The organism is Bacteroides sp. AR29 (assembly GCF_900217715.1).
GTDB lineage: Bacteria > Bacteroidota > Bacteroidia > Bacteroidales > Bacteroidaceae > Bacteroides > Bacteroides uniformis.
This window is the reverse complement of the sequence record NZ_OBMS01000013.1, coordinates 75,233-93,572: the sequence shown is the minus strand read 5'-3', so window position 1 is coordinate 93,572 and position 18,340 is coordinate 75,233. Positions and strand designations below refer to the sequence as shown.

Sequence of the window (18,340 nt, the reverse complement as noted above, 5' to 3'; positions counted from 1 at the left end):
TAGGATTAGTTTCTTTTCTTGCTTCTTATCGGGAGTCTTGGGAACAGTTTCCTGAAACGGACCAGTTGGCTTGTAATATTGCCTCCTGCGATGACGAACGTTACGGCTACGATAATCATCACCAGTCCGAAGCTTTCTCTGACTGTCAGGCTTTCTCCAAAGACGGCTATTCCGAAGAAGATGGCTGTCACGGGCTCCAATGCGCCGAGAATGGCGGTCGGGGTGGAGCCGATATATTGGATGGCACCGGTAGTGCAGAGGAAGGATATGGCGGTGGGGAAGACAGCCAGTGCAAGCAGATTGGCCCACAGATACCACTGGTCCGGTGTGTTCAGTACGCCGGAATAGAGCAGGCGTGCCACAAAAAGCGATAGGCCGAAGAGAAGGACATAGAAGGTGACTTTAAGCGTAGCCACATTTTTCAACGATGTCTGGTTGATGCCCACGATGTATATGGCATAGGAAAGGGAAGACGCGAAAACCAGCAGTGTCCCTATCAGGCTCAGTGTGCTGCCGTCCTCGCTCTTGTAGAGCAGTCCGATACCTCCCAGTGCAAGCAGCATGCAGACGATGGTTTGCAGTGCCAGCTTCTCTTTGAAAACCATGGCCATAATAAGCGCCACCATGATGGGATAGACGAACAGCAGTGTAGACGCTATGCCGGCGGCCATGTAGTTATAGCTCAGGAAAAGCGTCAGTGAGGAGAGGGCCACGAGCAATCCCATGATGATGAGCGGAAATGTTTCTTTCCGCTGTATCTTGAATGACCGCCCTCTCGCCTTTATCATAATGCCCAGCAACGGGATGGCGAAGAGGTATCTGAAAAAAAGTACCGAGTCCGGGTCCATGCCGGCCTTGTACAACGGGAGGGCAAACAGTGGATTCATGCCGTAGGAGGCTGCGGCGATGGAACCTAAAATATATCCTTTGGCTTTTGCGTTCATATCTTTATCTGTAAATTAGCGCGCAAAGGTAGATATTTACTTTGATTTCCTCCTTCTTTTCTGTATGAAAACCGTATGAATTCTACACTTATGCCTTCAGTGTGTAGTCGCCGGCTTCTTTCGTCACTACTTTCTGCAGTTCTTCGAGCGTCTTTTCACCGTCCGAAAACTCTACGGTGGCTACCGGAGGGTTCAGGGTTACGGTGGCGTGTATGCCTTCCATACTGTTCAATGCTTTCTCTACATGCATGCGGCAATGGTTGCACATCATGCCTTCTACTTTGAATTCTTTCTTCATGATTGTTTCTGTTGGCGGTTCAACTTCTTTGTTTTCTTCTCCTTCATGTATTCTTTTCCGTTTCAGCAGCAGGCTGTTGCTCACCACACTGACACTGCTGAATGCCATGGCCGCACCGGCTATCATCGGATTCAGCAGGAAGCCGTTGATGGGATAGAGTATTCCGGCCGCAATGGGTACACCTATTATATTATATATAAATGCCCAGAAGAGATTCTGCCGGATGGTCCGGACGGTGAGACGCGACAGACAGAGAGCTTCCGGTATCTTGGTCAGGTCGGAAGAGATGATGGTCATTTTGGCTACATCCATGGCGATGTCGCTGCCTCCACCCATGGCGATGCTTAAGTCGGCTTGGGCAAGGGCGGCGCTGTCGTTGATGCCGTCGCCCACCATGGCAACCTTCCGGCCTTCTGCCTGCAACCGGCTGACGAAGGCAGCCTTGTCCTGCGGCAATACACTGGCCTGGTAGTGGGCGATGCCTGCTTTGCGGGCAATCTCACGGGCGGTGGCCTCATTGTCTCCGGTCAGCATGTGGACTTCGATGCCGGCGGCGTGCAGCTCGCTGACGGCACGGATGGAAGTTTCCTTTATCCGGTCTGTAATTCCGGCTATTGCCAGCACGTTTTCTTCATCGGCAAACCAGATGACGGTCTGTGCTTCCGATGTCAGTCGGGTTGCCTCTTCCTGCAGGGAGGGGGGGATGGCGATATGGTTTTCTTCCAGCAGTTTCCGGTTCCCGGCGAGGTAGGTCCGGCCTTGTGCCCGTCCTTTCACGCCTTTTCCGGTGATGCTTTCAAAGTCTTGAATGTCTATGGAGGCCGACTCCTTGAGGTGGTTCACCACGGCTTCTGCCAACGGATGTTCCGAGAGCTTCTCCAGACTATAGAAAATGTCCGACAGCGCATTGCCTGCAGTGGCGCCAGTACCGGGCGTCATTGCCTGCGTATTCCATATCAGCTTGCTGACTACCGGTTTTCCTTCAGTCACCGTTCCGGTCTTGTCGAGTACCACGGTGTCTATCTTCTTGGCAATCTCCAGGCTTTCGGCATCTTTTATCAGAATGCCCCTTTCGGCGCCCTTGCCGATGCCTACCATGATGGCGGTAGGAGTAGCCAGTCCCAGTGCACACGGGCAGGCGATGATGACCACCGTGACAAATGCCAGCAATCCGTGGGTGAATCCGCCGGTTCCGTCCAGTAGCATCCATGCGATGAAGGCAAGCACTGCGATGCCTATAATGGTAGGCACGAATATCCCGGCTATCTTGTCCACCAGCTGCTGCACCGGTGCCTTGCTTCCTTGCGCGTCCTGCACCATGTGTATAATCTTCGCCAGCAGTGTATCCGTGCCGATTTTCTCTGCCCGGAAGCGGAAACTTCCCTTCTGATTGATGGTACCTGCAAAGACCTTGGCGTCTTTGTGCTTGGATACTGCTACCGGTTCGCCGCTCAGCATACTTTCGTCTACGTAGGAGCTACCTTCCGTCACGATGCCATCCACGGCAATCCGTTCTCCGGGCTTCACCAGGACGATGTCTCCGGGGCGAATCTGCTCGATAGGGATAACGCGCTCAAAGGAAGAGTGAGGGACAGCGTGTCCTTCATCCACAATGATGGTCACAGTCTTGGGTTGGAGCCCCATCAGTTTCTTGATGGCGGTTGAGGTGTTTCCTTTCGCTTTTTCTTCCAGCAGGCGGCCCAGCAGGATAAAGGCTATGATGACACTTGCCGCCTCAAAATATACATGCGGATGGATGCCTCTGGATAGCCAGAAGTCAGGAAATAGCATGTTGAACAGGCTGAACAGATAGGCGGTCCCCGTACTGATGGCTACCAGTGTGTCCATATTGGCGCTGCCATGCTGCAATTGTTTCCAGGCGCTGGTGAAGAATCCCCGCCCCAGCCAGAATACGACGGGAGTGGACAACGCCCACATGATGGGATTGGCATGGGGCATATCCATGAAGAACATGCCTATGATGACAACGGGCATAGACAAGATGATGGCCCAGGTTGTGCGGAATTTCAATGCGCTGAATTTCTTGTTGTGGGCCTCTTCCGCCTCTTCGAGCGTGTTGCCGTCCTGGTTTATCAACAAGTCATATCCGGCCGCCTGCACAGCCTGCTGCAAAGTCTCGGAAGAACAGCTCGTAGGGTCATATTCCACGGTTGCCGTTGCCGAAGCGTAGTTTACGACCGCTTTCTTGACACCTGACTGATGGTTCAGCGTCTTTTCTACCCGTGCGGAGCATGAGGCGCAACTCATTCCCAATACGGGAAATGTCTCTTGAACTATATTCTTTTCTGCCATAACAATTTTGTATAAGTCATTACTCTTGCTATGAGTGACTTGGTTCCAAATGCAAATACCGTCAGTCTCATTCCGAGATACCGTTGGTTTCACTACTTGAAACCGTCGGTTTCTCGCATTGAAACCGATGGTGCCAAAAGTTGAAACTTGTTTGGCACCGTATACTGGCTACCTGACGCCTTGTTCTGGAGGGTGGAATCCATATTTTATATCAGTCATAGCGATACAAAGATAATGCTTTTTCCCTTGAAATTGTTCATAGCCTACCCCTCACGCCAAGCAGGTTCCTTCTTGCTGGGAAATGCCCGTCGGATGACTTCCCGGCTCAAGCCTGTCTGCACCACTCCCCGCATCAGCAGGTAAGTGAGGAAAGCAAGCCATAGGGCATGGTTTGCCAGGACGGGATGCAGCCCATAATATAAGATAAAAAAGCTGACAGCTGCCGCTGCCATGGAGAGGAGCATTCCTCGCGTGGCGGTGGCGCCGATGAAGATGCCGTCCCAGATGAAGGCGGCTATCCCGACGGCGGGCACGGCAAGCGCCCAATAAAAATAGGTGTCGGCAACAGCTATCACTTCTTTGTCATCCGTCAATAGTCCGAGGAAGGCATTGCCTCCCAGCGCATAAACCAATGTAAAGAGAACCGCTATCACCGCTCCCCATCCGAAGAGGTGCCGGACGGTGTCTGTAAAGGCTTCCCGGTTGCGTGCGCCTATGTATCTGCCGCTTAAGGCTTCGCCAGCGTAGGCAAAGCCGTCCATTACATACGAGAATAAGGTGAAGAGCTGCATCAGCAGCGTGTTGACCGCCAGAATAATCTCTCCCTGCGAAGCTCCCGCCGAAGTGAAGAACAACGTGACTGCCACCAGGCAAAGAGTACGCAGAAAAATATCCCTATTCACTTGGAAGAACCGGAACATCGCCCCTTTCTCCCAGATACCTGCCCCTTCTCCCCCTTTAATTTTTAATTTATAATTTTTAATTTCCCAGAATCTTTTCAGCCTGCCGTAGTTGTGCATCCAAAGGACAATGCCCATCAGGAAGCCAGCATACTGGGCAATCAACGTCCCCAAAGCTACTCCTTCTACTTTCATCCCACACAGATAAACCAGTCCGAGGCTGGCAATGATATTGACCACATTCTGTGTGATGGCTATATACATGGGGATACGCGAATTCTGCATGCCGATGAACCATCCCGTCAGTCCGTATAGCCCCAGCATGGCAGGTGCACCCCAGATGCAGATATGGAAATAGAGCGTTGCCATTTCTCTGACTTCGTCCGTGGGATGGATGAGAAGGAAGGCTCCCTGCCTGATAGGCGTTTGCAGCAGGATGAGACAGAATGCGACTGCCAGGCCTATGCCCACGGAACGCAACAGTAGGCGGACCACCTCCGGCAAATCCCGCTTACCGAATGCTTGCGAGGTCATTCCGCTGGTACCCATCCGCAGAAAGCCGAATATCCAGTAGATGATGTTGAACAGCATGCCACCCACGGCAATAGCGCCTATGTAGGCGGGCGAACCCAGATGGCCGACGATGGCTACATCAATCAAGCCGAGCAGCGGCACGGTGATGTTCGATACAATGGAAGGCAAGGCTATTTGCAGTATTTGTCTGTCTCTGGGCTTCATTTATATTATTTAATTCATTAAGGTCGGCAAAGTTAACTATTTTTCTACTTTCAACTATTGATGGTTGCCGTAAAAATGCGTAGTTTTGTAGGTAGATTTCTATGAGACTGATTGGGCTGTTAAACTATATATACACTAAAAATGAAAACCTTAACGTTGCTTTTCTCCTTGTTCTTGATGTGTCCGCTGTCTGTCTGGGGACAGTCGGCAAATGAGTTGCTTTCGAAAGTGTCCGATGCACTTTCCGAGGGTAAAGATGACTATGCGGTGAGTTTGTTTCGCCAGGCGGCAAATGCCGGTGAGGATAGGACGGAAATGTTCTATTGGGCCAATGTGGACAAGAGCAGTGAGGTGGCTCCCCGCTTGGCAGACGTATTGGCTGTGCACTACAAGGAAGCAAGAAATTACGATAAAGCCTACCTCTTCTATAAGGAGTTCTTGCAGCGTCATCCCGAAGACGTACCTGCACTTGTCTCTTGTGCCGAAATGGAGATGATGCGGGGAAAGGAGAAAGATGCCTTGAAAACCTATGAAAAGGTATTGATGCTGGATGCCGACAATCTCCAAGCCAATATCTTCTTGGGGAATTATTATTATCTCCAGGCCGAGAAGGATAAGAAGAAGCTCGAAGAAGACTATAAAAAGATAACTTCCCCCACAAGGATGCAGTATGCACGCTATCGCAACGGATTGTCAGACGTGTTCACCAATAGCTACGGCAAGGCTAAGGCATACCTGCAACGCGTGCTTCAGGTATTCCCCTCCATGGAAGCAGGCAATACGCTGGAAAAGATAAAGAAGATGGAGCTGGAGCTGAAATAGCTGTCCGCATTCCGACTAATAGGAAGGGGCTGTTTGTCTCTTATTTCTCTCCGGTCTCTTTTAATCTCTTCAGATATTCCGAAGGTATGCAGCCGAATTCTTCCTTGAAGCATTGCCGGAAGTAGAACAGATTGTTTATACCTACCTTGAATGCTATTTCCGAAATGTTGTATTTGCCTTCCAGCAGGTATTGCTCGGCGTGTTTCATCCTTATCTTGCGGACATATTCGTTGGTGGAAAGTCCGGTAAGCGCTTTCATCTTGCGGTAGAGGGTGGAATTGCTCATGCACATTTTATCCGAAAGATAGCTGATGTCTATTTTGTCTGAAGAAAGCCGTTCCTCTATCAGCTGGTTTATCTTGTGGATAAACTCGTTGTCCAGCTTGTTGAGCGATTCTGTAATGACAGCCGCTTTATTGCTTATGGCGGCATTGGCGCTGAAATGGTTTGCCAGGTTGCGCCGCGACTGGAGCAGGTTTTCTATACGGCTATGCAGCAGGCTGGCGCTGAACGGTTTGGTGAGGTAGGAGTCGGCACCTACCTGGTAGCCTTCCTCTTTGTCGCGCAGCGAGTCTTTGGCTGTCAGCAGTATAATGGGTATGTGGCTGGTGCGCACGTCTTTTTTCAGCTCACGGCACATCTCGTTTCCGTCCATTACCGGCATCATAATGTCACTGACGATGATGTCAGGTATTTCTTTCAGGGCGCTTTCCTTGCCCAGCTTTCCGTTGGCGGCAGTCTTTACTTCAAAGTGGTCGGAGAAGGATTCGGCTATATAGTCGCAGATGTCCGGATTGTCTTCCACTACCAGCAATATGGGTTTGTCGCTGGATGAAACTTGATTTACTTGTGCCTCTTCTATATGCTGGACGTTGCTTTCCTTTTCCTGCGAATCGGCATGCAGTGCCTGCGGGTAACTGTTGTCGGTAAGCAGGCTGACGTAGAAGGTACTACCTTGATTGGGAGCACTCTCTACGCGGATTTCCCCTTCGTGTAGGGCTACGAGGTTTTTCACCAGAGAAAGTCCGATACCGGTACCCGAAGCCTGGTGTTTGCCGCCTTCCTGGTAATAACGGTCGAATATGTGGGGTAGTGCCTCCGGCTTGATACCGTATCCCGTGTCGCTGACCCGGATTTCCGTATAGTTCACTTCGGCACGTTCCACCTGTCGGATACCGATGCTGATGCTACCCTTTTCCGTGTACTTTAGGGCATTGGATATCAGATTGTCCAGGATGGTCTGGATAATTTCCTTGTCGAAGTATATAGGCATATGCTCTTTCTCCACCACCAGCCGGATATCGACGGCTGGCTTCCGGTTCAGTTCCTTGTACTTCAGGCCTATCTCGCGGATAAGGGGTACGAGGTTGTCCCGGCTCACGCAGAGTTTCTTGTTCTGGGTCTCGGTCTTTCTGAACTCCAATATCTGGTTGATGAGGTTCAGTAGCCGGATGGCACTTTGGTGAATGACGGATATCTTCTGTGCGTCTTTGGTGGATAGTGTATCACTTTTCTGTATGTCTTCCAGCGGACCCAGTATCAGCGTAAGCGGGGTGCGCAGTTCATGGGTGATGTTGGTGTAGAAGCGCAGGCGTTCGTTGTTCAGTTCCTGCTCGTGTTCGTGGCTCTGCTTCTCCAGTTGGTACAGTGCTTCAGCATCCAGTCTTTTCTTGTAGGCATAGAGTATAGAGAAAAGGATGATAAGGGACAGCAGGATATAGAATGACTTTGCCCACCAAGTAAGCCAAAGGGGTGGGGCGATGCGGATGTTCAATGAGGTGGTTGCGTCCGACCATGCTTGGTTGCGCATGCGCGTTTTCACTTGGAACTGGTATTTCCCGGGAGGAAGATTACGAAAGGTGACATTATTGGGGTCTGTAAGCGTATACCAGGAGTTCTCGAGTCCTTTCAGCATATAGGCATATTCCACTTGGTTGACCAGGGCATAGTTCTGGATGTTGAACCGGATACTGAAACTATTCTGTGTATATTTCAGTTGCACGTTCTTCTGTCCGTTTAAGGCAATGGTGCTCTGTCCGTTTTCCGGTTTGTTCAGCGGGTCGGTAATTTCAATGTTGGTGATGAATGCGGGCGGTGATTTGCGTTCCTGCAATACAACTTCCGGGTTGAAGTAGCACAGACCGTTTATAGAGCCGAAGTAAAAGTTGCCGTCTTGTCCGTAGGTTACACTGCCCCGACTGAAGCTTCCCATGGGGAGGTTGTCGTGATAGTCGTAGTTATAGAAAATGTCTTTACTGTCCACAAGACAGCTGATACCTTTGTTGGTGCTCACCCAAATATTTCCTGCCTTGTCCTCACCGATGGCTTGTATGTGGGTGTTAGCCAGTCCGCTTTCACGTTGGTATACTTTGTAGTTTCTGTCTGTCAGGGAGGGGAAGCATACCAAACCTTCACCCGTGGCCACCCACAACCGCTTTCTGCTGTCTTCGTAGAGAGCATTGATGGTATTGGAGGGGAATTTGGCCAGGACGTTGAAGAGCTGGATGCTTTGGAGTTGAGGGTCATAGAGGCCCAGGCCTCCTCCGAAGAATCCTACCCATATTTGGTCTTCGGAATCCTTCAGCACACAGCGGGCCAGATTGTTCTCCAGATTGTAGTGTGCCTTGATTGTCTTGCTGTCACAATCTATAAGATAGACGCCTTCGCTGGTTCCGACCCAAATGTTTCCCTGCTTGTCTTCATGAAAGGAACGTACGTCAGTGCGTGACTTGTCTTCGGAGAAAATCTGCCGGAAGCTTTGGCTCTTGGGATTGTAGTAGGCTATTCCTCCATAAAAAAGTCCGAACCATAATCCTCCCTTCGAGTCGCACAAGGCTGCCTGCACCGTATTGCTTCTGAATTTCTTGTTGTCAGCATTGTATATGGCTATTCGTCTTCCCTTGTTGAATACGTTGATTCCTCCTCCATCGGTTCCTATCCAGAGGTTACCGGCTTTGTCCATACAGACACCGGAGGCTATTTTACTGTTCAGGCTGTTGTTGGTGGATGGAAAAGGAAAATATTTATAAGTGCTGAAGAGTGACGGCTCGCGTTTTATGAAGTTGATGCCGCCTCCCCAGGAACCTGCCCATACATTACCGAAGGAATCTTGGAGCAGGCAACGGATACTGGAGTTGGACAAGCCGTATTCATCGTCTCCCTCCCGGATAGAAAGCGCATGAATCTGGTCCGACGAACGGAAAAGCTGTTGGGACAAATCCACTACGGCAATGCCGCCGAATTCCATGGCTATCCAAAGTCTGTTGTCATCCAGTTGACGTATATCATATACACGGTACGATATGCAGTTGGTTTTGTCGTCGAAGGGGATGAAACTTTCCGCTTCCGGGTTAAACAGTACCACTCCTCTATCGGTTCCTATCCATATGTTTCCGCTTTTGTCTTTGTAGACACATGTCACTTCGTTGCCGGGCAGGCTGTTGGGGGTTTGCGGCTCGTGTGTGAAGTTCTTGACTGTCTTGTCTTTTATGGAAAGTATACTGAATCCCCGGTCCACATGCCCGATATAGAGTAGTCCGTTACCGCCGTCTATGGCAGACCAGATATGGTTGCTTGCAAAACCCGGTACGGTTTCGGTATTGTAATGGGTGAATTGCCCGGTTTGCTTGTCAAAATAGTCCACGCCTTTCCAATAGGTGCAAATCCATAGGTTACCGTCGGAGGCGGCAATGATTTTGGTAATGTCGTCCGTAACCAGGCTTTCAGGGTTGTTTTCGTTGTGTCTGTAAGTGATGAATGAATCGTTGGCATAATTGTATGCATTGATTCCGGCACGCTGGGTTCCTATCCATAAGATGGAGTCGACGGGATCGTCCAGCAGACAGTTCAGTTCGTTGCCGGTGATGCTTTGCTTGCCGGTTGTTTCTTCTTTATAATAGGTAAGGAAGCGTATTCCGTCGAATTTATTTAAACCCTCTTCTGTGGCAAACCATAGAGAGCCCCGTTTGTCTTGGGCTATGCTTACCACATGGTTGTTGGACAGCCCTTCACGGATACTCAGATGTTTTATGGTATATGGCTGCGCGGATAGCAGGAATGGCAGGCATAGGAAAATGGAAAGTAGAATCTTCTTCATAACGGGTCGTTTTTCATTGCATGAGTCAAAAGTACAAATAAAATCTTTAGATGATGTGCACAAATCGTGCATTGACAGATTTATATGCCTTCTCTGCAAGATTTATACAGCTGTTGAATCGAAAATTGGCATATGTTTGCATTGCCGATTATTATAAATCGGAACAAAATGTACTTTTTTGTTTAACTTTAATAATAATATTTATGAAGAAGCATTTCTTTAACGCCACTTTCTGGGCGTTGTTATCGCTGGCTTTATGGACTACTGGATGTAGTGACGATGACGGATACTCTGATGTAGACGGGCAGATTCCGACAATGACATTGGTGACGGATCATATTGAATCCGGTGCCGGCCATCGTTTTACCATTGAGGGTTCGTTGGCTGACCAGGATGGAATTGTATCCGTCAATCTGCAATGTGCCGATCTTTATCTGAACAAGACCATTGATTTGGTCGAAATCTATGGAGCTCCCCAAACGGAGTATGAGTTGAGCTATTCTTATGACCTCAAGCGTGATGAAATCGGTGAACGCTTCACCGTGAAAGTGACCGTAACAGATGCGGGCGGGCGTGAAGTGTCGCAGGATGTGTTGATAACGATGGATGGGGACTTTGAGAATCCTACATTTACAATTGCCCCTGGTAAGGAGGTTACCGTACTGATAAAGGATGAAACAAAGTTCAACCTGAATTTCACGGTGAAAGATGACCGCATACTGGATTATGTACTCATTGAGATTCCTGGGGTAGAAGGTTTTGAAAGCCGCCGTATAGAGGCTGGCGGGCAATCTACTTTGAGCTTTACGGAGAAGATTATTCTGCCTAATGAGGTGAAAAGTTACGATGTGACTTTGACGGCTGTGGATGCCAGAGGCAATCAGACAGTGACCAATAGTACCATCAGTGTATCTGAAATGCCTGACTTCCCCAAAATGTATCTGGCCGATGTGGCAACCGTAGAGGAATTGAACAGTGATATTTTCGGTGTACCGATGGTGATTAACCATACGGGCGAGTACCAATATCGTGCACGTTATTATAATAAAGCTGCCGGTACGGAAATTTTCTTCTTACCGCAAAAGACAGACTTTACTCCTATCTGTTTTGGCCTTGATCCGGAGGATAATACAAAACTGACGGATGACCCGGAAACGGCTAAACCTATTGTCTTGGATGAGGCTGGTGTTTATTATGAAATAGACATCAATGTGAAAGAGTCTACTTATAGTATGCGCACGTACTCGGTGACAGAGGCTACAAATCCGATGAAATATGAATATGGAAAGCCTTGTTTTGACCGTTGGGAGAATGGGGAATCGTTCATTGATTTCTATATCGGTTGGGGAGGTTCTCCTCAGGATGCGGGAAATCAGTTGTTTGCCCAGGATAAAAATAATCCTCATCTTTTCTATTATCCGGAAAATGGAACTTGGACGCTGGAAGCCGGTGAAGAAATGAACTTCATCATATCCAATTATCATCCCGACGGATGGTGGGATCATGTGGAATGGCGGTGTGACGACTCTCAGAATGTAGAGAAGTTTGGTTACTTCAGTAAGAAAGGGGATGTGAATCCTAATTGGGAAGGCACCAATCAGCGTTGGGAAGACGGCTCGATGGTAGGTGACAACTGGATGAAGCCTACGGTTACGGTGACCGGCAACTACCGCTTTGAGTTTGACGCGCATTTGGGTCGCGGCAAGATTGTGCCTGCTAATTAAAAAGTAACATTAGATTTAAGATATGAAAAAGCAAATTCTATTATTATGTCTTGCGCTGATAAGCCTTTGCGGTTATGCGCAGCAGATAACGGTTAAGGGTGTGGTGACTTCGGCCACCGACCAGCAGCCGTTGATTGGAACTACAGTTCAAGTGAAAGGTACCGGTACGGGTACAATTACCGGTATCGACGGTGATTATACATTACCCAATGTAGACAAAAATGCAGTGTTGGTATTCTCTTCTATTGGTTTTGAGTCTCAGGAAATAGCTGTAGGTGGACGTACTACGATTAACGTGGTACTGAAGGAGGCTGCGGAATTACTGGATGAAGTGGTGGTTATCGGTTATGGTGCTGTGAAAAAGAGCGATTTGACCAGTTCTATTGCTACAGTAAAAGGCGATGAAATCACTGAAACCGTGACCGGTAATGCTATGGATGCTTTGCAGGGTAAGGTAAATGGTGTACAAGTCACCAGTGGTGGTGGCCCTGGAGCTACTCCGAAGGTGCTGATTCGTGGTGTAACTACCGTAAACGGTACGAATCCGTTGTATGTAGTGGATGGTATGCCGGTAGGTGACAATATCAACTTTCTGAATAGTAACGATATTGCTTCCATGGAAGTATTGAAAGATGCTTCGGCTGCCGCTATCTATGGTACACGTGCATCAAACGGTGTCATCCTGATTACTACAAAGAAAGGTAAGACTGGTAAAGCCCGCATCAATTGGAATTCTTCTGTTGGTTTCCAGACCGTGGCCAAACCTAATATTGCCGGTGCGGCTGAATATAAAGAAGTGTTCAATACCCGTTATACGAATGATGGCCTTTCTTCTATCTGGAACGATACGGGTGCTACGACCAATCCCGGTGGTACAGACTGGTGGGATACTGTAGTCAATAAAACAGCTTTGGTGCAGAACCATTCACTTAGTGTTGCCGGTGGCTCAGAACAGTTTGTTTATAACTTTAGCGTGGGCTATTATCGTAACAACTCACAGTTTGATGTAGGTTATTGGGATAAGATAAATATCCGTCTGAATACTGAATATACATTTAATAAGTATGTAAAATTGGGAGTTGATATTGCTCCACGTGTCGAATCATGGGATGATACCCCAAACCAGTTCTCGGCAGCCATGGCTATGGACCCGACAACTCCGGTATTCCGTCCGCAGGACCAATGGGAGGATAATGAGTACAACAACTATCAACGCTCTTACAACAACCAGGAGTGGAATCCCGCCGGTTCAATTGCCCGTAGCAATGCTCATTCTCGCGAGTTGGGTGCCATTCTGAATACCTATCTGCAGGTAAACCCGATAGAAAAGCTGACGTTGCGCACCCAGTTCGGTGCCAATGCACACTATCGCCGTTCTGATTCATTCGTTCCGAAGTTCAATATGGATCCGTTGGAGAAACAAGACTTGAACGAAATCACCCGCCGCAATCAGGAGTGGTTTGACTGGAACTGGACGAATACAGCCACTTACATGGACACTTTCGCTGAAAAGCACAACTTGAATGTAATGGCTGGCTTTACTGCCGAACGTTTTGCATGGTACAATACTCAGGCACGGCGTGATAATGTTCCCAATAATCTGGACCAGATGCAGGAAGTGAATGCCGGACAGCAGGGTACGGACGAGGCCAACGGTGAAACCACTTACAATACACTGGTTTCTTTCCTGGGCCGTGTCATGTACAACTACGATAACCGTTACTACATTTCGGCATCTCTCCGTGCCGACGGTTCCTCCCGTTTCCCGAAGGGCAGCAAGTATGCCCTCTTCCCGTCTGTTTCCGCTTCCTGGCGTGTCATCAGTGAGGCATTTATGCAGGACCAGGACATCTTCAGTGACCTGAAGCTTCGTGGAGGCTGGGGCCGTGTAGGTAATCAGAATATCAACAATAATGCTACCCTTACTTTGTTGAGCGAAACCCAATACTATTATGGCAATACGTTGGCAAATGGTTACTTCGTGTCTACAGTAGGTAACAACCAGTTGAAGTGGGAGACTGTGGAAGATTGGAACGTAGGCGTGGATATGTCATTCCTTGATTCACGTTTGGGTGTAACATTCGAATATTTCCAGAAAAAGTCCATTGACATGCTCTACCAGAAACAGAACATCCTCTCTTTGGGATATGATAACTGGAACAGCCAGATTTGGATGAACATCGGTAGTATGCAGGCCCGCGGTTGGGAAGTGGGACTTACCTGGCGCGATGAAATCGGCAAGGATTTCTCTTACGATCTTGGTCTGAACCTTTCTGCCGTACGCAACAAGGCCATCAAGTTCTCGGGCGACGGTCCTATCAATGTCGGTGGATTCAATAGCGACCAGATTATCCGTAACGAAGATGGTGGTTTTATCTCCCGTTTCTACGGTTACGTGGCCGATGGCTTGTTCCAGAATTGGGAAGAGGTGTATGCGCACACTGACGAACACGGAACACTGATTCAGCCCAATGCAAAACCGGGAGACATCCGCTTCAAGGACCGGGACCATAACGGAGTGCTCGATGCCAATGACAAAGATTATATCGGCAATCCTTATCCTGATTTAATGATGGGTCTGAATATTGGTATGCGTTATAAGAACATTGATTTTGCAGCCAATTTCTATGGTACGTTCGGTAATGATATTTACAATGTTACCAAAGGAAGGTACTCCGGTTCAGGTGGACAGAATGTCTGGGCAGGTACACTGGAGAAAGCATGGCATGGCGAGGGTACCGGCAATGATATTCCCCGTTTGTCGAGCAATGACTTGAACCTGAACTATAGCCGCGTTTCCAGTTTCTATGTGGAAGATGGTTCCTACTTGCGTTGCAAGCTGTTGCAGATAGGCTATACGCTTCCTAAGAAATGGGTTGGAGGTGCTGACTTGCGTCTTTCCTTCTCTGCACAGAATCCGTTTACCATTACCGGTTATTCGGGAATGGACCCCGAACGCCCGATGGTTGACGGTACTACCGACAGCTCTGGCAGTGCCATCAATACCGGTATTGACAACGTGGCTTATCCTAATCCGAGAACATTCTTGTTTGGCATTGACTTCAAATTTTAATTCTTGATTATCCATGAAACGAATATTTACAATAGTAGTTCTGATTGCTTCGCTGGTGTTTACCTCTTGCGAGGACTTCCTGACGGAAGACGTACGTGGGCAATTGAACGTGGACACTTATTATAAGTCCATAGAAGAGTGTGAATCCGCAGTCACGAGCTGTTATCAGGCCATGACATATGGAGGATGGTGGCAAATCAACACCGTGTGGTTACTTTCCGAAATGTGTGGAGATGATGCCTGGATGGGGAATACCTCTCAGTCTCAGAGTGATTATATCTCATTGGCGCATTATCAGGGAAACGGTGCCAGCAATGGCCCTATCTCCAATTTTTGGCAGTACCGTTACAAAGGTATTTTACGTTGTAACATAGCCATAGATCGCATTGCGGCTCTCGAAACCCAAGAGACAGAAACCAGAGACCGTCTGGTGGCAGAAGCCCGTTTCCTGCGTGGCTACTATTACTTCGAATTGGTGAGAAATTTTGGCGGGGTGCCCTTGATGACCAGTTTCCAAATGCCGGAAGAAGTGGAGGGAACAGAACGTGCTACGGCAGAAGCCGTGTACAAATTCATAGAGGATGACCTGATGGCAGCTGCCGAAATACTGCCGCAACGCAGTACTGCGCAAGTAGGGCATGCTACCCGTGGCGCCGCTTTAGGATTATTGGGTAAAGTGTACCTCTATCAGGAGAAATGGCAGGCTGCCCATGATGTGTTGAAGACTGTGATAGATGAAGGCGAATACCAATTGCTTCCCGATTTCGGGCAGGTATGGAATGTCGACTATGACAACAGTGCGGAGAGCCTTCTGGAAATCCAGTATGAATATCATCCCACTTTGGGCTTAGGAGGGGCGCTTGCTACGGTAACCGGTGCCCGTAATGGTCCTGGTGATGGTTGGAGCTGGTGTCAGCCTACGGCAAATTTGGAGCAAGCTTATATTGAGGCCGGTGATACGGAACGTTTGAAATGGACAATAATCAAGTCGGGCTGTACAGAAATTGCCGGCGAAGACCAATTTGAAGATTTCATTGACGCAAGCAAAGCGTTGAATAAGTATCAGGAATATCTTGATAAATATGGTTGGGACCCCAATTGCTATATTATCAATCCCGCTGACCATAAGTCTGCGCGTATCATCCGCAAGTATTTCCTGCCGATGAAATATCGTGCACAAGGCGATGCAACGGCTTACGCCACGGACAAGAGTCCTTTGAATCACCGCATTCTGCGTTATGCCGATGTCCTTTTAATGTATGCTGAGGCTTGCAATGAACTGGGTGATGACGCTTCTGCCCGCGATGCTCTCAATCAGGTGCGCAGACGTGCCAAGTTGGATGACGTTACGGCAAGTGGAAAGGCATTGCAAAGTGCCATTCGCCTGGAGCGCCGTTTGGAATTGGCTTTCGAGCAGAACCGTCTGTATGATATCCGCCGCTGGACTGATACAAATGGTAAAAAGATGATTAGCAATATCCTGGGACCGAACGGTTCCTTTGTGAAGTGGAACACTGAAGAGGCTACCCGTGACACTCTTGAGTGGGAAAATCAAGGTGAAGCAAGTGACAAAGGCATCACTTTCAATGAAAACCGCGACATGGTGTTCCCCATTCCTTTGTACGAAATCACGATGTCCAACGGTTCCATTACCCAGAATCCGGGTTGGAATTAAACACATTCTGATGAAAGCAGATTGTTGCAGGAACTGATTATTCAATAGGTCTTTATATTCTGTCGCGGATAGTTTGCAATGGATTATCCGCGGCAGTTTTTTAATCCAAAATAATATCATGAATTTGAGACACATTTTTATTCTTCCGGCACTGCTTACCGCAATGGCTTGCAGCGACGATTCTCCCGTTACGCCGGATACTCCAGACACTCCTGAGGGTCCGGACATTACAAACAGCGTAGAGAAACTGGTGAGCATCGATGCCGGACAGACTTTCCAGACAATAGCCGGCTTTGGCGCTTCGGACTGTTGGTCGCCTGCCTTTGTGGGCAAGTCATGGACTTCGCACCGTGCGGGGATTACGGAACTGCTTTTTTCTTCAGAGATTGTGGGCGGCAAGCCGAAAGGAATCGGCCTTTCCCAATGGCGGGTGAATCTTGGTGGCGGCAGTGCCGCGCAAGGTGAAGCCAGCGGCATCGAGGATAAATCCCGTCGTGCGGAATCCTATCTTACGGATGACTTGACGTACGACTGGACCCGTTGCGAGGGACAACGTTACTTCATGGACCGTGCCAAGGAGCTGGGATGTAACAATTTCGTTCTTTTCAGCAATACACCTCCTGTGCAGTACACCTATAATGGAAAAGGATTTTCCGCCAGAGGGGGACTTTCCAATCTGAAACCGGAGCATTATGGTGACTTTGCAGGATATATGGCCGATGTAGCGGCCCGTTATACCGGTGAAGGCTATCACATAAGCCATATCTCGCCCGTCAACGAGCCGCAGTACAACTGGGACAGCGGTCAGGAGGGCAGTGGCTGGACCAATGACGAAGTGGCTGCACTGGCACGCGAGTTGGATATGTCGTTGGATGACCGGGGGCTTTCCACAGACATTCTCTTGGGCGAATCCGGTGATTGGGAGTATCTGTATAAAGTGAAAGGCGATGCCAACCGTAGTAATGTATTCTCAGCTTTCTTTACACCCGGCTCTTCCGCCTACGTGGGTGACTTGGCACACGTGAAGAATCTCATTTGCGGACACAGCTATTGGACTGACGGCACATGGGACGGTATGCGCAACGTGCGCAAGCAAGTGGCCCAGGCTGCCGGTCAGTATAATCTGGATGTTTGGCAGAGTGAATGGAGTATGCTGGGCGATAATTACAGCAGTTCCGAATTCGTGGGCTACGAGCAGGCTTCTGAGATGGATATCGCTTTCTACATGTCGAAGGTCATCCACAATGACCTCACTGTGGCTGGGGTGTCTTCCTGGAGTTACTGGACATCGATGGATGTTTCCCGTTGGGGGCATAAGAACCGTTTTCTCTTGATTTCGCTGGTACCTGCCGGTGGCGAGTATGGTGATATAGAGCAGGAGGGAAGCTATCAGGCTACTGCCACTCTTTGGGTACTGGGCAATTACAGCCGCTTTATCCGTCCGGGATACCGCCGTATTGCCCTCGACTTGAACGAATCGCGTACTTTTTTCGGTTCCGCCTGGCTTTCTCCCGAGGGGGATAAGGTAGTGGCCGTCTATACAAACATGTCTGATAAGGCGGTTCGCTTAGGTGAAACGCATGTGGGATGGAGCAATGAAGCGAAGTCAATAGCTACTTATACAACTACCGGTAGCAAGAATCTGGTGGAAGGAACGGTGGCGGCAGGCAAGCAGGTGATTCTGGAAGCCAAGAGTGTGACAACCGTGGTGTATAGCCTGAAGTAAAGAATTAGTTTAACTTCAAAGAAAATCTATAT

At 48.8% G+C, this 18,340-nt stretch carries 9 protein-coding genes; 5 read left to right on the top strand and 4 right to left on the bottom strand.

The features are described from left to right. Positions 1-5 precede the first annotated feature (5 nt). From CSD97_RS10325 to CSD97_RS10315, 3 genes are all read right to left on the bottom strand, one after another. Positions 6-944, bottom strand: a complete 939-nt coding sequence (locus CSD97_RS10325) for a DMT family transporter (RefSeq protein ID WP_005824237.1) — start codon at positions 942-944, stop codon at positions 6-8. Positions 945-1,032: 88 nt separating this feature from the next. Further along, entirely contained in the window at positions 1,033-3,555 is a 2,523-nt protein-coding gene (locus CSD97_RS10320; protein WP_005824234.1) for a heavy metal translocating P-type ATPase, read from the bottom strand. 263 nt (positions 3,556-3,818) lie between these two features. After that, positions 3,819-5,192, bottom strand: a complete 1,374-nt coding sequence (locus CSD97_RS10315; RefSeq protein WP_098032362.1) for an MATE family efflux transporter — start codon at positions 5,190-5,192, stop codon at positions 3,819-3,821. 141 nt (positions 5,193-5,333) lie between these two features. Here CSD97_RS10315 and CSD97_RS10310 point away from each other — a divergent pair, with 141 nt between their 5' ends. Then, positions 5,334-6,014 carry a hypothetical protein gene (locus CSD97_RS10310; RefSeq protein WP_098032361.1) on the top strand — a complete coding sequence of 227 codons (681 nt, stop codon included), beginning with the start codon at positions 5,334-5,336 and terminating at the stop codon, positions 6,012-6,014. A gap of 40 nt (positions 6,015-6,054) precedes the next feature. On the opposite strand, the gene CSD97_RS10305 is transcribed toward CSD97_RS10310, so the two are convergent. Further along, complete coding sequence (locus CSD97_RS10305; protein WP_098032360.1) at positions 6,055-10,110, bottom strand: hybrid sensor histidine kinase/response regulator transcription factor; 4,056 nt, start codon at positions 10,108-10,110, stop codon at positions 6,055-6,057. A 203-nt stretch (positions 10,111-10,313) separates the two neighbouring features. Here CSD97_RS10305 and CSD97_RS10300 point away from each other — a divergent pair, with 203 nt between their 5' ends. From CSD97_RS10300 to CSD97_RS10285, 4 genes are all read left to right on the top strand, one after another. Beyond that, positions 10,314-11,834, top strand: a complete 1,521-nt coding sequence (locus tag CSD97_RS10300; RefSeq protein WP_008665740.1) for a hypothetical protein — start codon at positions 10,314-10,316, stop codon at positions 11,832-11,834. Positions 11,835-11,856: 22 nt separating this feature from the next. Further along, on the top strand, positions 11,857-14,907 hold the full coding sequence (locus CSD97_RS10295; protein ID WP_005838296.1) for a TonB-dependent receptor: 3,051 nt from the start codon (positions 11,857-11,859) through the stop codon (positions 14,905-14,907). 13 nt (positions 14,908-14,920) lie between these two features. Next, complete coding sequence (locus tag CSD97_RS10290; RefSeq protein ID WP_005835102.1) at positions 14,921-16,582, top strand: RagB/SusD family nutrient uptake outer membrane protein; 1,662 nt, start codon at positions 14,921-14,923, stop codon at positions 16,580-16,582. Positions 16,583-16,700: 118 nt separating this feature from the next. Further along, on the top strand, positions 16,701-18,308 hold the full coding sequence (locus CSD97_RS10285; RefSeq protein ID WP_005835103.1) for a glycoside hydrolase: 1,608 nt from the start codon (positions 16,701-16,703) through the stop codon (positions 18,306-18,308). The last annotated feature ends 32 nt before the right edge of the window (positions 18,309-18,340 follow it).

What these genes read in the sequence shown, in the direction of transcription:
- CSD97_RS10305 (WP_098032360.1), bottom strand. Translation starts at nt 10,110, where the DNA reads ATGAAGAAGATTCTACTTTCCATTTTCCTATGCCTGCCATTCCTGCTA.
- CSD97_RS10285 (WP_005835103.1), top strand. Translation starts at nt 16,701, where the DNA reads ATGAATTTGAGACACATTTTTATTCTTCCGGCACTGCTTACCGCAATG.
- CSD97_RS10325 (WP_005824237.1), bottom strand. Translation starts at nt 944, where the DNA reads ATGAACGCAAAAGCCAAAGGATATATTTTAGGTTCCATCGCCGCAGCC.
- CSD97_RS10290 (WP_005835102.1), top strand. Translation starts at nt 14,921, where the DNA reads ATGAAACGAATATTTACAATAGTAGTTCTGATTGCTTCGCTGGTGTTT.
- CSD97_RS10320 (WP_005824234.1), bottom strand. Translation starts at nt 3,555, where the DNA reads ATGGCAGAAAAGAATATAGTTCAAGAGACATTTCCCGTATTGGGAATG.
- CSD97_RS10315 (WP_098032362.1), bottom strand. Translation starts at nt 5,192, where the DNA reads ATGAAGCCCAGAGACAGACAAATACTGCAAATAGCCTTGCCTTCCATT.
- CSD97_RS10310 (WP_098032361.1), top strand. Translation starts at nt 5,334, where the DNA reads ATGAAAACCTTAACGTTGCTTTTCTCCTTGTTCTTGATGTGTCCGCTG.
- CSD97_RS10300 (WP_008665740.1), top strand. Translation starts at nt 10,314, where the DNA reads ATGAAGAAGCATTTCTTTAACGCCACTTTCTGGGCGTTGTTATCGCTG.
- CSD97_RS10295 (WP_005838296.1), top strand. Translation starts at nt 11,857, where the DNA reads ATGAAAAAGCAAATTCTATTATTATGTCTTGCGCTGATAAGCCTTTGC.